This is a genomic window from Ramlibacter aurantiacus, from assembly GCF_016722895.1.
Classification (GTDB): Bacteria; Pseudomonadota; Gammaproteobacteria; order Burkholderiales; family Burkholderiaceae_C; genus Ramlibacter; species Ramlibacter aurantiacus.
The window spans coordinates 159,183-172,623 of record NZ_JAEQNA010000009.1 but is presented as its reverse complement, the minus strand read 5'-3'; the positions used below and the strand labels follow the sequence as shown (position 1 = coordinate 172,623).

Below are 13,441 nucleotides of genomic sequence, written 5' to 3'. Positions count from 1 at the left end.
GTCATCGCGGAAACACCACTGCTAGTGTCTTGCCACATCCATAGGCACTAGATATAGTGGCTCCGCACCTGTGGCGAGCCCCGGCTTGAACGGCCGCAATCTCCCCTCACCAGGTTCCCGCAGTGAGTGAGAAGTCACCAAGAAGAGGAAACATGCAGACTGTCCTGAACACCCCCGCCGCCTACCAGCCCGCCACGTCCGCCGCCCAGCCGAGCGCGTCCGCCGGCACCGGCCATCCCCTGACCCACTACCAGATCATCCGCCGCAACGGCGCGGTGGTGCCCTTCGAGCCGAACAAGATCGCCATTGCCATGATGAAGGCCTTCCTGGCCGTGCATGGCACCCAGGGCGCGGCCTCGGCCAGCGTGCGCGAGACGGTGGAAAGCCTGACCCAGGCCGTGGTGCGCGCGCTGATGCGCTCGCGTCCGGGCGGTGGCACCTTCCACATCGAGGACGTGCAGGACCAGGTCGAACTCGGCCTCATGCGCGGCGGCCATCACGAGATCGCGCGTGCCTACGTGCTGTATCGCGAACGCCGCTCCCAGGAGCGGGCCCGCCAGGGCGAGCCGCTGCAGCCGGCCCAGCCGCAGCTGCACGTGACCGACGGCGGCGAGCGCATCCCGCTCGACGTGAACCAGCTGAAAGAGCTGATTCATGCGGCCTGCGCCAACCTCGGCGCCGACGTCAAGCCCGAACCCATCGTGGCCGAGACGCTGCGCAACCTGTACGACGGCGTGCCCATCGACGAGGTCTACAAGGCCTCCATCCTCGCCGCCCGCACGCTGATCGAGAAGGATCCCGACTACACCTACGTCACCGCGCGGCTGCTGCTGCACACCATCTTCAAGGAGGTGCTCGCCCGTGACATCACGCCGGCCGAAATGGCCGCCAGCTACGCCGACTACTTTCCCACCTTCATCAAGAAAGGCGTGGACAACGAGCTGCTCAACCCCGAGCTGCTGCAGTACGACCTCAAGCGCCTGGGTGCCGCGCTGAAGGCCGAGCGGGACCAGCAGTTCGACTACCTGGGCCTGCAAACGCTGTACGACCGCTATTTCCTGCACGTGCGCAAGAGCCGCATCGAGCTGCCGCAGGCCTTCTTCATGCGGGTGGCCATGGGCTTGGCGCTCAACGAGATCGACCGCGAAGCGCGCGCGATCGAGTTCTACGAAGTGCTGTCGAGCTTCGACTTCATGTCGTCCACGCCGACCCTGTTCAACAGCGGCACGCTGCGCTCGCAGCTGTCGTCCTGCTACCTGACCACGGTGCCGGACGACCTCGACGGCATCTACGAATCGATCAAGGAAAACGCCCTGCTGTCCAAGTTCGCCGGCGGGCTGGGCAATGACTGGACGCGGGTGCGCGCGCTGGGCAGCCACATCAAGGGCACCAACGGCGAGTCGCAGGGCGTGGTGCCCTTCCTGAAGGTGGTCAACGACACGGCGGTCGCCGTCAACCAGGGTGGCAAGCGCAAGGGCGCCGTCTGCACCTACCTCGAGACCTGGCACCTGGACATCGAGGAGTTCCTGGAGCTGCGCAAGAACACGGGCGACGACCGCCGGCGCACCCACGACATGAACACGGCCAACTGGATCCCCGACCTGTTCATGCGACGCGTGATCGAGAAGGGCGAGTGGACCCTGTTCTCGCCCTCGTCCGTCCCGGACCTGCACGACCTCTTCGGCGCCGAGTTCGAGAAGGCCTACGTGGCCTACGAGGACAAGGCCCGTCGCGGCGAGATCCGGCCCAGCAAGACCGTCCCGGCCGCGGACCTGTGGCGCAAGATGCTCACGATGCTGTTCGAGACCGGCCATCCCTGGATCACCTTCAAGGATGCCTGCAACGTGCGCTCGCCCCAGCAGCACGTGGGAGTCGTGCACTCGTCCAACCTGTGCACCGAAATCACGCTCAACACCAGCGACACCGAAACCGCCGTCTGCAACCTGGGCTCGATCAACCTGCGCCAGCACCTGAAGGACGGCGCCATCGACCACGACAAGCTCAAGCGCACCATCGGCACGGCCATGCGCATGCTCGACAACGTGATCGACATCAACTACTACGCGGTCAAGAAGGCGCGCGACTCCAACCTGCGCCACCGGCCGGTCGGGCTGGGCATCATGGCCTTCCAGGACGCGCTGTACGAACTGCGCATCCCGTATGCATCGGCCGAGGCCATCGAGTTCGCCGACCGCTCCATGGAAGCCGTCTGCTACCACGCCTACTGGGCCTCGACCGAACTCGCGCGCGAGCGCGGCCGCTACTCCAGCTACCGGGGATCGCTGTGGGACAAGGGTGTGCTGCCGCCCGACACGCTGGACCTGCTCGCCCAGGCACGCGGCGGCTACGTCGAGGTGGACCGCTCGGCCTCGCTGGATTGGGATGCGCTGCGCCGCAAGATCGCCCAGGACGGCATGCGCAACTCCAATTGCATCGCCATCGCGCCCACGGCCACCATCTCCAACATCGTCGGCGTGGACGCATCGATCGAGCCGTGCTTCGGCAACCTGTCGGTCAAGTCCAACCTGTCGGGCGAGTTCACCGTGATCAACCACTACCTGGTTCGCGACCTCAAGCGGCTGGGCCTGTGGGATGACGTGATGGTCATGGACCTCAAGCATTTCGACGGCTCGCTGCGGCCGATCGACCGGGTGCCGCAGGAGGTGAAGGCGCTGTACGCCACCGCCTTCGAAATCGAGCCGAGCTACCTGGTGGAGGCCGCCGCGCGCCGCCAGAAGTGGATCGACCAGGCGCAGTCGCTGAACATCTACATGGCCGGCGTCTCGGGCAAGAAGCTCGATGACACCTACAAGCTGGCCTGGCTGCGCGGCCTGAAGACCACCTATTACCTGCGCACCATCAGCGCGACGCATACCGAGAAGTCCACCGTGACCTCGGGCCGCCTGAACGCGGTGTCCTCGGGTGAGCCGCAAGCCGCGGCCATGAGCGCACTCGATGCCGCGGCGGCAGCCGCACGCGCCCAGATGGACGCCACTCCGGCCACCGACATCAAGTTCTGCGCAATCGACGACCCGGGCTGCGAGGCCTGCCAGTAATCGAGGCATCACGGCGCCGATCTCGCGCGATGCAAGCCGGGCCACCTGCCTTGCGATCAATCCGATGCGAGATCGCGCGCGTGTTTCGATTCGGATCGTCGAGTTGTCGGAGTTCTCCGACAGATCCTCGACGCAATTGAGCAACACAATCGAGCAGCGATGCGAACACCGTGTTGGAAGTTTCACATCGCTGCTCTCATAATGAGAGCATTGGAAAACATATGTTGACCTGGGACGACGACGTCAAGCCCACACCGCCAGCCAGCCGCCTTGGCAGCCTGCAAAACGGCAGCCGCGAGGCGGCTCTTTCTTTTGGCGACATGCAGCTGGCACCGGCCATCCAGCCGACGCCGTTCACGCAGCCTTCACAGGCCGCGATCGCGCCCATCGCCACCGCTGCGGCAGTCTCGGCGCAGTCGCAGAGCACGCGTCGCGTGGTCGCCGCCGACAAGCGGATCATCAACGGCCAGACCGACGTCAACCAGCTCGTGCCGTTCAAGTACAAGTGGGCTTGGGAGAAGTACCTCGCCACCTGCGCCAATCACTGGATGCCGCAGGAAGTGAACATGACGCGCGACATCGCGACCTGGAAAGACCCCAACGGGCTGACCGAGGACGAGCGCCGCATCATCAAGCGCAACCTGGGCTTCTTCGTCACCGCCGATTCGCTGGCCGCCAACAACATCGTGCTGGGCACCTACCGGCACATCACCGCGCCCGAGTGCCGCCAGTTCCTGCTGCGCCAGGCTTTCGAGGAAGCCATCCACACCCACGCGTACCAGTACATCGTCGAGTCGCTGGGCCTGGACGAGAGCGAGATCTTCAACGCGTATCACGAGGTTCAGTCCATCCGCGACAAGGACCAGTTCCTGATCCCGTTCATCGACGCGATCATGGATCCCAACTTCCACACCGGCACGCCCGAGACCGACCAGACCCTGCTCAAGAGCCTGATCGTCTTCGCCTGCCTGATGGAAGGCCTGTTCTTCTATGTCGGCTTCACCCAGATCCTGGCGCTCGGCCGGCAGAACAAGATGACGGGTGCCGCCGAGCAGTACCAGTACATCCTGCGTGACGAGTCGATGCACTGCAATTTCGGCATCGACCTGATCAACCAGCTGAAGCTTGAGAACCCTCACCTCTGGACCGCCGAATTCAAGGCCGAGATCAAGGCCCTGTTCCTGAAGGCGGTCGAGCTCGAATACCGCTATGCCGAGGACACCATGCCACGTGGCGTGCTGGGCCTCAATGCATCCATGTTCAAGGGCTACCTGCGCTATATCGCCAACCGGCGCGCCACGCAGATCGGACTGGAAGCCCTCTTCCCGAACGAAGAGAACCCCTTCCCCTGGATGAGTGAAATGATCGACCTGAAGAAAGAGCGCAACTTCTTTGAAACCCGCGTCATTGAATACCAGTCGGGTGGCGCTCTTTCCTGGGATTGAAGGCAACTGCGATTTTTAGAAGATGAGGTGAGTTTCGCCCGCAACGACGATTGAGAACGTGACCGACCGATCCGAGCTGCCGCCCACGTGCAGCCGGTCCGTCACTGCCTTGCAAAGCCGGCCAGAGAAGCCGGCTGTCGGTGCGGGACATGGTGTTCATGCGGATGGGCCCGGGCCCATCCGCATGAATCGCTTCGACGTCTCCCCGGGGGGACATGAAGCGCTTCTTTCGTTGATGTTGATCAACTTGAACAGGAGAATGTAAATGGCAACTGCAAAGAAACCGGCCGCCAAGAAGGCCGCGGCCAAGAAGACGACGGCCGCCAAGAAAGCACCGGCGAAGAAGGCCACCGCAGCCAAGAAGGCCGCACCGGCGAAGAAGGCTGCAACCGCGAAGAAGGCTGCGCCGGCCAAGAAGGCCGCAACCGCCAAGAAAGTGACCGCCAAGAAGACGGCACCGGCCAAGAAGGCCGCACCGGCCAAAAAGGCTGCGCCGGCGAAGAAGATGACGGCCAAGAAGGCGGCCCCGGCCAAGAAGGCCGCTCCGGCGAAGAAGGCCACCGCAGCCAAGAAGACCACGGCGGCGAAGAAGGCCCCCGCGAAGAAGGCCGCGACCGCGAAGAAAGCTGCACCGGCCAAGAAGGCGACGGCGGCGAAGAAGGCGACGGCGGCCAAGAAGACCACCGCGGCCAAGCCCGCAGCGAAGAAGGCAGCCAAGAAGCCTGCTGCCAAGAAAGCTGCGAAAGCACCCGCTGCCCCTGCGGCCGCTGCACCCGCTGCGAGCCCGGCACCATCTGCGCCTGCTGCGCAGACGACGCTGAACCCGCAGGCCGCCTGGCCCTTCCCGACGGCCAGCAAGCCCTGAGAACCGGAGCGGGGCGCTTTGCGTCCCGTCCCATCAACGCCGCGGTGCACCGCGGCGTTTTTCATGGAAGGTGCGAAATCGCCTGATACCCGCGAGCCGGCGAAAGTGGCCACACTGCGGGCATGCAGGACCTGGAACTCGATCTCTTCGGCGGCGAAGAGACGCCCCTGCCCGAGGGCATGCGTTACCAGAGCGCTTTCCTGAGCGCTGCCGACGAGCAAGAGCTGCTGGAGCACCTGTCCCGCTTGCCGCTGCAGGCGATGGATTACAAGGGCTGGCAGGCACAGCGCCGCGTGGCCTCGTTCGGCAGCGCCTACGATTTCACCGACGGCCGGCTGCGCACGCGCGAGCCCATCCCTGAATGGCTGCTGCCCTTGCGCGACCGGATCGCCCGATGGGCGCAGCATGCGCCGGTCGAATTCGCCGATGCGCTGGTGGCCGAGTATTCGCCGGGCACTCCGCTCGGCTGGCACCGCGACGTGCCCGAATTCGAAGACATCGTCGGCGTCTCGTTGCTCGGCACCGCCACGATGCGCCTGCGGCTATACCCGCCGCCCGCCGGCGGCAGGCCATCGCCCGACCTGCGCCTGCGCCTGGCCCCGCGCTCAATCTACCTGCTGCACGGACCGGGACGCTGGGCCTGGCAGCACCGGATCATGCCCACGCCCGAGCTGCGCTACTCGATCACCTTCCGCACACGGCGGCAGGGCACTAGCGCGGCTTCGCGCTCCCGCTGACCAGGTCGATGCGCCGGCGCACCTGCTGCGCCAGCTGCTCGTCGCCGGCGAGATCGGCCTGTCGGGCCTGTAAGCCGAGCCAGGCGAGCAAAGGCCGGCGCCAGCCCCGTTCGGAAGCCGTGTCCACCGCAGCCCGGACCACCTCGGGGCCGGCGCGGCCGCCACGCACCGCAACACCGGCCGCGACAAGGCGCGCCAGCGGATCCTGGATGTCTTGAATCGCCGGCGTGGCCGAGCTGGCCGCGGCACGATGCTGCGGCGGCAGCAAACCGGCCTGCGGCCCCAGCGGTGCGCCGGTCAGGTAGGTTGCGTAGGCCTGCTCGGGCGCACCGGCATCCGCGCGCAAGGGCTCGAACCCGGCGCACGGATCGAACTGCAAGGCGGCGACTTGCAGTGCACAGCGGGTCAGCTCGGCACGCGCCACCTGCGTGGCATCGCCGGTCGACGCCAACGCCTCCCGCGCCTGTCGGAACTCGGCCGCGGCCCATCGGTCGGCGCCCGTGAGGTAGGCCTGCCGGAAACGCTCCAGCGCGCTCGACGCGTCCATCTGCCAGGCGGCCGTGGGTGGTTTGCCGCTTGCGCAGCTGGCGACCAGGACAGCCAGCAGCACCGCCGGCAGGCGCCGCGGCCGGGCGCTCGTGGCACGGGCCGTCATGGCAACTTCACCTCCCGGTCGCGGGCGAAGGGCCAGCGGCGATTGATGTCGTTGACCAGGCCGTCGATCTTGCGCAGGTTGGCCTCGACCTCGCCGCGCAGCTGGTCCAGGTCGCCGGTGGCGCCGCGCACGTTGCCGGCGATGCCCTGCACCTCGCCCAAGACCGCGTCGACCTTGCGCAGGCTGGCGCGGGTATCGACCAGCAGGCCCTGCAATTGCCCGACGGTGCCGCGCAACTCGCTCACCAGGCCCGAGTCGCCGAACACCTGCGCATCGGCCTTGCCGGCGAGCTGGTCCACGCGCGACAGCAGGGCATTGGTGCGTTCCAGTGCCTGCACCACCTGGCGCGCCTCGGCCTCGTTGCCGAACAACACGCGCAGCGCGCCCTGACGGTTCAGGCGCTCGGTGGTCCCGCGCACATTGGCCAGCAGCCCGGGCAGTTCGGCATCGGGTCGCGTCAGCGCCGCCAGGTTCTCGACGACCTCGCGCGCGCTCGAGAGCACCCGTGGCAATTCAGCCGTCGCATCGCCCCGCAGGACCGGGCGAACGGCACCATCCGGCAGGGGCGGATCGGTCAACATGCCGGTGTAGGCCTTGATGGCGGTCCCCCCGACCAGGCCACGCACCAGGGTGAACACGCTGCTGGTGCGCAGCCAGTGGGCATCCTTCTCGGCCACGTCGATGATGATGCGGACCTCGGCGTTCGGCCCCAGCTCCACGCGCCGGACACGGCCGATCGGAAAGCCGGAGAAGGTCATGTCCATGCCGGCGACCACTCCCTCGGAGTCGTCGGTGGTCAGCACCAGGGTCTGCGTGGCCTCGAATGCGCCGCGCGCATACAGCACATAGGCCGTCGACGCCGCGATCAGCAGCACCGTGAACAGCAGCAGCAGGCGCGCCTTCATCGCCAGGTGCCGCACGCCCGGGTTCGACGGTTCGGCGACGGGGGCGATGGGGTCGTCGGGGGAAGCCATGGATTCAGTAGTAATTGCCGACCAGCGACACCGCCTCGAGCACCAGCAACACGGCGAACATCCGCACCAGTCCCTGGAGCGCCGCACTCTCGCGCGAGCCCTTCACTTCCTTGTCACGCAGGCCCGAGGCGATCGGAATGACGGAGACCGCGAGGCTGAACGCCAGCGTCTTGAGCACGAAGATCAGCGACACCGTGCCGTCGAACACCCGGCCGAACATGCGGCTGTACGCGGGCAGCCCGGCTTCGGTCAGCCCATACACCGCGAGGTAAGCCAGCACCGTTCCCACGAAGCTGCTCAACGCAGCCAGCGTGATGGTGGAGAACACGCCCGCCACCAGCCGGGGCACGGCTTCCTGCGTCAGGGGCTCGACCCCGTGCGCGCGCAGGCGGTCGAAGTGGCCCGCCTGCCGCATGGTGGCCATGGCTGCGCCGTTCGGGATGGTGCAGCGCAGCGCCACCACCAGCGCGGCGCCCAGCGGGATCAGTTCCAGCACCAGCACGCGCACCACCATCTCGAGCGCGTACTGCGACAGCCCGTAGCTCTGGGCGGTGACCACGACGATGCGCGTGATCACCAGCGTGAGCAGCGCGCTCAAGGCGGTGAAGCCGGGCAGGACAGGGGCGGTGTCGGTATAGACATGGTGGGCGAGCGCGCTGCGCGCCCGCGGCCGCCAGCTCGAAGGCGACAGGGCCAGCACGATCAGCACCGCCCCCAGCCAGACGAGGCGCCCCCAACCGGCGACCCAGCCGAATGGCGCACGTCCGGCTCGACCGGCGAGGCGGACCCAGGTATCGGCGCTCAGCATCGCCGCATGATAGCGGCGAGCCATGGCCCGGCGGCCTCGGTGCGGGGCGCTTCGCCAGACACGCGAGCGGCCCAAAACAAAACCGCCGCGAGGTCGTCGCGGCGGTTCTTGGAATGGTGGACGGACGGACGGCCTCGCCGACGCGAAATCAGTTCACCGCGTGCCGGTAAGGGCGGGTGATCTGCTTGTCTTCTTCGGGCGGCAGGTAGATGGTGGTGCGGTCGATCTTCGAATCGAAGGCGGCCAATTCGGCACTGGCGCTGCGGATCACGGCCCGGTCCAGCGGATGGCACTGACGCTGGCTCAGTTTGCTCAATTGCTCCGATTTTTCGATCACCTGCCGCACACCGGCGGGATCGGTCATCAGGGCAAAGGGATTGTTGGCCGTGAGAGCGTTTTCCATTCTTGGGGACTCCTTGAAGTTCGTTTGAGTTGTGACCTGCACGACTGCAGTTGCCTGCAAAACCGTGGAAAGAATGTCGCCGATGCCTGCTTGTTTGTAACGTCAGGCTCATTCGTAACGCCGTGTAGGACGCACCCCCAGCATGTGAGAGGCCAATTTCGCACTGCGCGCGAGTGGGCAAAATAGGTCCATGCCGCACACGCCACCCCCTGTCGCCCCCTCCCGCCACCGCGATCCCGAGGCTGCCCTGACCCAGGTGCGCGAGGTGTATTCGGCGCAGATCGCTCACCTGCGCGATGCCGTCCACCGCTTCATCGCCGGCGAGTCATGGCCGGGGCGCGTGCGCGCCTGCTATCCCTACGTGCGGGTCCACGTGGAAAGCACCGTGCGCCAGCAGGTGCTTGAGAACCTGGGGCTGTCCTATGGCTTCGTCGATGGCGTGGGCTGCTACGAGACCACGCTCACCCGGCCCGACCTGTACGCCAGCTACTACCTCGAGCAGTTCCGATTGCTGCAGCAAAACCATGGGGTCGAACTGGAGGTGGGCACCAGCAACCAGCCGATCCCGGTGCACTTCTCGTTCGCGGAGAACGACTACATCGAGGGCACCATGCCGCCCGAGCGCCGCAGCCTGATGCGAGAGCTGTTCGACCTGCCCGACCTGGAAGCCATGGACGACGGCATCGCCAACGGCACCTGGGAGCCCGGACCGGACGATGCGCGGCCGCTGTCCCTCTTCACCGCGGCGCGCGTCGACTATTCGCTGCACCGGCTGCGCCACTACACCGGCACCGCGCCCGAGTGGTTCCAGAACTTCGTGCTGTTCACCAACTACCAGTTCTACATCGACGAGTTCGTCCGCCTGGGCCATGAAGCCATGCAGGACCCGCAGGGCGAATACACCGCCTTCGTCGAACCCGGCAACATGGTGACCACGCGGGCCGGCCTGCCGCCCGACACGACCGGTCCCGCCCTGCCCGGCGTGGCGCCGCCGCGGCTGCCGCAGATGCCGGCCTACCACCTGCTGCGTCCGGGGCATGGCGGCATCACCATGGTCAACATCGGCGTGGGACCGGCGAATGCCAAGACCATCACCGACCACATCGCGGTGCTGCGTCCGCACGCCTGGATGATGCTGGGCCACTGCGCGGGCCTTCGCACCAGCCAGCAACTCGGCGACTACGTGCTGGCCCACGCGTATGTGCGCGAGGACCACGTGCTCGACGAGGACCTGCCGCTGTGGGTGCCGATCCCCGCCCTGGCCGAAATCCAGGTGGCACTCGAGCGTGCGGTGGCGGACGTGACCGGCGCCAAGGGCGCGGACCTCAAGCGGATCATGCGCACCGGCACCGTGGCCAGCACGGACAACCGCAACTGGGAACTGCTGGCGGGCAATCGCGCCCAGAGGCGCTTCAGCCAGAGCCGCGCCGTCGCGCTGGACATGGAAAGCGCCACCATCGCGGCCAATGGCTTCCGCTTCCGCGTGCCCTACGGCACCTTGCTGTGCGTGAGCGACAAGCCGCTGCACGGCGAGATCAAGCTGCCTGGCATGGCCAACCAGTTCTATCGCGAGCGGGTCGACCAGCACCTGCGCATCGGGATGCGTGCCATCGAGGTGCTGCGCGAAGGCGGCTCGCAGCGGCTGCACAGTCGCAAGCTGCGCAGCTTCGACGAAGTGGCGTTCCAGTAGGTCGGTTCAGCGAGCGGCCGTGCCCATGGGCTCTCCCAGGCGAACGGGGCGGCTCGCTGCCCAGTCGGGCTGGAAGGTGATCACGTTCTGGGGGAACAGCATCACGACCGTGGAGCCGAGCAGGAACCGGCCCATCTCCTGGCCCTTGCGCAGGACGATCTGCTGATCGTCGTAGCGCCAGACCCGCACCTCGCGCGTGCGCGGCGGGTTGACCACGCCGTGCCAGGTGGTGGCCATGCTGCCCACGATGGTGGCGCCGACCAGCACATTCACGAACGGACCGTGCGCTGTGTCGAACACGCACACCACGCGCTCGTTGCGCGCGAACAGCCCTGGCACGTGGCGCGCGGTGACCGGATTGACCGAGAACAGGTCGCCTGGCACGTAGGCCATCTTCACGAGCCGGCCGTCGCAGGGCATGTGGATGCGGTGGTAGTCCTTGGGCGCGAGGTACAGCGTGGCGAAGTGCCCGTGGTCGAAACGAGCGGCCAGCTCGTGGTCACCGGCGAGCAGCGCGGTGGTGGAATAGCTGTGGCCCTTGGCCTGGAAGATCTGGTCGTGCTCGATCGGGCCGAACTGGCTGATGGCCGCGTCGACCGGGCAGACAAAGTCGGTCTCGGCGATCGGCCGCACCCCCGCGCGCAGCGGCCGGGTGAAGAACTCGTTGAAGCTGGCGTAGCTTTCGATGCGCGGGTCGGCGGCCTCGGCCATGTTCACGCCATAGGTGGCGACGAATCGGCGGATCAGGGCGTGCGTGAAGGCGCCGCCATGCAGACCCGCCACGGTGCCGGCGAACTGCGTCAGCAGGCGCTTGGGCAGGAGGTATTGGCGCTGGATCGACAGGGGCGGGAACACGCGGCGGATTCTACGTTCGGGCCCGCGAGGCAGGGGCGGCGAGCGCACCCGCGACCGGGCGCCCCCCGCGTCACAATAGCCCGCTCATGCAAGCCCAGGCACCGCTCTTCGAGGCGCACCGACTGACCAAGCGCTATGGCACGACGACCGTGGTGCGAGAACTGTCGTTCCAGATCCAGCCCGGTGAATGCCTGGGCGTGATCGGCCCCAACGGCGCCGGCAAGACCACCACCATCCGCATGTGCCTGGGCCTGTCCGCGCCCGACGAGGGAACGATCAGCGCCCTGGGCCTGTCGATGCCGGCCGATGCGCGGGCGATCAAGAGCCAACTCGGCGTGGTGAGCCAGTTCGATTCACTGGACCCGGACTTCAGCTGCGCGGAAAACCTGCTGGTCTACGGGCGCTACTTCCGCCTGCCCGAGGCTCTCATCCGCGAGCGCATTCCGCGCCTGCTCGAATTCGCCGCGCTCTCGCACAAGGCCAGCGCGCGCCCGGTCGAGCTGTCCGGCGGCATGCGCCGGCGTCTCAGCCTGGCCCGGGCCCTCATCAACGACCCGCGCCTGCTGATGCTCGATGAGCCCACCACGGGGCTCGACCCGCAAGCCCGGCACCTGATGTGGGAGCGCCTGCAACTGTTGCTGCAGCAAGGCAAGTCGATCCTGCTGACCACCCATTTCATGGACGAGGCCGAGCGGCTGTGTTCACGCCTGCTGGTGCTGGACCACGGCCGCAAAATCGCCGAGGGGGCGCCGCGCGACCTCATCGCCCAGCACCTCGAACCCCAGGTGGTGGAGGCCTATGGCAACGGCGCGCTGCGGCTGATCGACTCGCCGCTGAAGTCTTTGGCGCAACGCGTCGAGGTCAGCGGCGAAACCCTCTTCTTCTACACCCAGGATGCGCACCGACTGCTCGCGGCACTGGCCGACCAGCCGGGGCTGCGCACCCTGCACCGTCCGGCCAACCTGGAGGACCTGTTCCTCAAGCTGACCGGCCGCCAGATTCGTGAGGATGCATAACCCCCCCGAAGCGGCCGGAGGCCGAGCCCCCTGAATCCCCCTCCAGGGGGCTCGGCCACGCCGGTTCCGCGGAGGCCCCCGAGCAGACACGGAGTTCGATGATGTTTCCCCTTGGTCTCTGGCGCTTCCCCGACCTGTCCCTGCGCTGGTGGCCGGTGTTCCTGCGCAACCTGCTGGTCTGGCGCAAGCTCGCCCTGCCCAGCCTGGTGGGCAACATCGCCGAGCCGCTGATGTGGCTGCTGGCCTTCGGCTACGGCATGGGGGCCTTGGTGGGGCAGGTGCAGTTCGAGGGCCAGCCGGTGCCCTACATCGTGTTCCTGGCCAGCGGCTCGATCTGCATGAGCGCGATGAACGCCGCCTCGTTCGAGGCGCTGTACTCGGCCTTCTCGCGCATGCACGTGCAGCGCACCTGGGACGGCATCATGAACGCGCCCATCTCGCTGGACAACGTGGTCATGGCCGAGATGCTGTGGGCGGCCTACAAGGCCATCTTCACCGTCTCGGCCATCCTGCTGGTCATGCTGGCGCTGGGCATCAGCCACAGCCCCAAGCTCCTGGTGGCCTGGGTGGTGCTGATGGGCGCGGGCATCACCTTCTCGTGCATCGCGCTGATCTTCAACGCCCTGGCGCGCGGCTACGACTTCTTCACCTACTACTTCACCCTGTTCCTCACGCCCATGATGTTCCTGTCGGGCGTGTTCTTTCCGCGCGATCAGTTGCCCGGGCCCCTGCGGGTGGCGTCCGACTGGCTGCCCTTGACGAACGCGGTCGAGCTGGTGCGGCCGATGTTCCTGGACCGCTGGCCCGAGCACCCGGTGCGGCACCTGTCGGTGCTGCTGGCCTACACGGTGGCCGGCTTCATCGCGGCGCTGGTGCTCACGCGCCGGCGCTTTCGCAGCTGAGCCACCCGGCCTCCGGTTTTTTGGCCACACTGCGC

At 67.0% G+C, this 13,441-nt stretch carries 12 protein-coding genes; 7 read left to right on the top strand and 5 right to left on the bottom strand.

Annotated elements, in window-relative coordinates:
* Positions 1-152 precede the first annotated feature (152 nt).
* The 4 genes from JI739_RS20805 to JI739_RS20790 all read left to right on the top strand — a co-directional run bounded on the left by JI739_RS20805 (position 153) and on the right by JI739_RS20790 (position 6,103).
* Positions 153-3,056 (top strand): ribonucleoside-diphosphate reductase subunit alpha, encoded by a 2,904-nt coding sequence (locus JI739_RS20805; RefSeq protein WP_201685921.1) that lies wholly within the window; start codon positions 153-155, stop codon positions 3,054-3,056.
* 221 nt (positions 3,057-3,277) lie between these two features.
* Positions 3,278-4,501 carry a ribonucleotide-diphosphate reductase subunit beta gene (locus JI739_RS20800; RefSeq protein ID WP_201685920.1) on the top strand — a complete coding sequence of 408 codons (1,224 nt, stop codon included), beginning with the start codon at positions 3,278-3,280 and terminating at the stop codon, positions 4,499-4,501.
* A 265-nt stretch (positions 4,502-4,766) separates the two neighbouring features.
* Complete coding sequence (locus JI739_RS20795; protein ID WP_201685919.1) at positions 4,767-5,366, top strand: histone H1-like DNA-binding protein; 600 nt, start codon at positions 4,767-4,769, stop codon at positions 5,364-5,366.
* A 122-nt stretch (positions 5,367-5,488) separates the two neighbouring features.
* Positions 5,489-6,103, top strand: a complete 615-nt coding sequence (locus JI739_RS20790) for an alpha-ketoglutarate-dependent dioxygenase AlkB (protein WP_201685918.1) — start codon at positions 5,489-5,491, stop codon at positions 6,101-6,103.
* Here the strand turns inward: JI739_RS20790 and JI739_RS20785 are convergent.
* The 4 genes from JI739_RS20785 to JI739_RS20770 form a co-directional block, all read right to left on the bottom strand.
* On the bottom strand, positions 6,078-6,758 hold the full coding sequence (locus JI739_RS20785; protein WP_201685917.1) for a hypothetical protein: 681 nt from the start codon (positions 6,756-6,758) through the stop codon (positions 6,078-6,080). The two genes, JI739_RS20790 and JI739_RS20785, sit on opposite strands and share 26 nt — an antisense overlap.
* A complete protein-coding gene (locus tag JI739_RS20780; RefSeq protein WP_201685916.1) occupies positions 6,755-7,732 on the bottom strand; it encodes an MlaD family protein in 978 nt (325 codons plus the stop codon). The genes JI739_RS20785 and JI739_RS20780 overlap by 4 nt, the downstream gene beginning before the upstream one ends.
* A gap of 4 nt (positions 7,733-7,736) precedes the next feature.
* On the bottom strand, positions 7,737-8,540 hold the full coding sequence (locus JI739_RS20775) for an MlaE family ABC transporter permease (RefSeq protein WP_201685952.1): 804 nt from the start codon (positions 8,538-8,540) through the stop codon (positions 7,737-7,739).
* 148 nt (positions 8,541-8,688) lie between these two features.
* Positions 8,689-8,904 (bottom strand): hypothetical protein, encoded by a 216-nt coding sequence (locus JI739_RS20770; RefSeq protein WP_201685915.1) that lies wholly within the window; start codon positions 8,902-8,904, stop codon positions 8,689-8,691.
* 229 nt (positions 8,905-9,133) lie between these two features.
* On the opposite strand from JI739_RS20770, the gene JI739_RS20765 reads away from it, so the two are divergent.
* Positions 9,134-10,633, top strand: coding sequence for an AMP nucleosidase (locus tag JI739_RS20765; protein WP_201685914.1), 1,500 nt, complete (start codon positions 9,134-9,136; stop codon positions 10,631-10,633).
* Between the two features lie 6 nt (positions 10,634-10,639).
* On the opposite strand, the gene asd is transcribed toward JI739_RS20765, so the two are convergent.
* The gene (asd, locus tag JI739_RS20760) at positions 10,640-11,488 is read right to left on the bottom strand and encodes an archaetidylserine decarboxylase (RefSeq protein WP_201685913.1); all 849 of its coding nucleotides are present in this window, start codon (positions 11,486-11,488) and stop codon (positions 10,640-10,642) included.
* An 86-nt stretch (positions 11,489-11,574) separates the two neighbouring features.
* Between asd and JI739_RS20755 the strand changes: the two genes are divergently transcribed.
* A complete protein-coding gene (locus JI739_RS20755) occupies positions 11,575-12,504 on the top strand; it encodes an ATP-binding cassette domain-containing protein (protein WP_201685912.1) in 930 nt (309 codons plus the stop codon).
* Between the two features lie 98 nt (positions 12,505-12,602).
* On the top strand, positions 12,603-13,406 hold the full coding sequence (locus JI739_RS20750) for an ABC transporter permease (protein WP_201685911.1): 804 nt from the start codon (positions 12,603-12,605) through the stop codon (positions 13,404-13,406).
* The last annotated feature ends 35 nt before the right edge of the window (positions 13,407-13,441 follow it).

What these genes read in the sequence shown, in the direction of transcription:
- JI739_RS20795 (WP_201685919.1), top strand. Translation starts at nt 4,767, where the DNA reads ATGGCAACTGCAAAGAAACCGGCCGCCAAGAAGGCCGCGGCCAAGAAG.
- JI739_RS20750 (WP_201685911.1), top strand. Translation starts at nt 12,603, where the DNA reads ATGATGTTTCCCCTTGGTCTCTGGCGCTTCCCCGACCTGTCCCTGCGC.
- JI739_RS20780 (WP_201685916.1), bottom strand. Translation starts at nt 7,732, where the DNA reads ATGGCTTCCCCCGACGACCCCATCGCCCCCGTCGCCGAACCGTCGAAC.
- JI739_RS20790 (WP_201685918.1), top strand. Translation starts at nt 5,489, where the DNA reads ATGCAGGACCTGGAACTCGATCTCTTCGGCGGCGAAGAGACGCCCCTG.
- JI739_RS20805 (WP_201685921.1), top strand. Translation starts at nt 153, where the DNA reads ATGCAGACTGTCCTGAACACCCCCGCCGCCTACCAGCCCGCCACGTCC.
- JI739_RS20755 (WP_201685912.1), top strand. Translation starts at nt 11,575, where the DNA reads ATGCAAGCCCAGGCACCGCTCTTCGAGGCGCACCGACTGACCAAGCGC.
- JI739_RS20800 (WP_201685920.1), top strand. Translation starts at nt 3,278, where the DNA reads ATGTTGACCTGGGACGACGACGTCAAGCCCACACCGCCAGCCAGCCGC.
- JI739_RS20785 (WP_201685917.1), bottom strand. Translation starts at nt 6,758, where the DNA reads ATGACGGCCCGTGCCACGAGCGCCCGGCCGCGGCGCCTGCCGGCGGTG.
- JI739_RS20770 (WP_201685915.1), bottom strand. Translation starts at nt 8,904, where the DNA reads ATGACCGATCCCGCCGGTGTGCGGCAGGTGATCGAAAAATCGGAGCAA.
- JI739_RS20765 (WP_201685914.1), top strand. Translation starts at nt 9,134, where the DNA reads ATGCCGCACACGCCACCCCCTGTCGCCCCCTCCCGCCACCGCGATCCC.
- JI739_RS20775 (WP_201685952.1), bottom strand. Translation starts at nt 8,540, where the DNA reads ATGCTGAGCGCCGATACCTGGGTCCGCCTCGCCGGTCGAGCCGGACGT.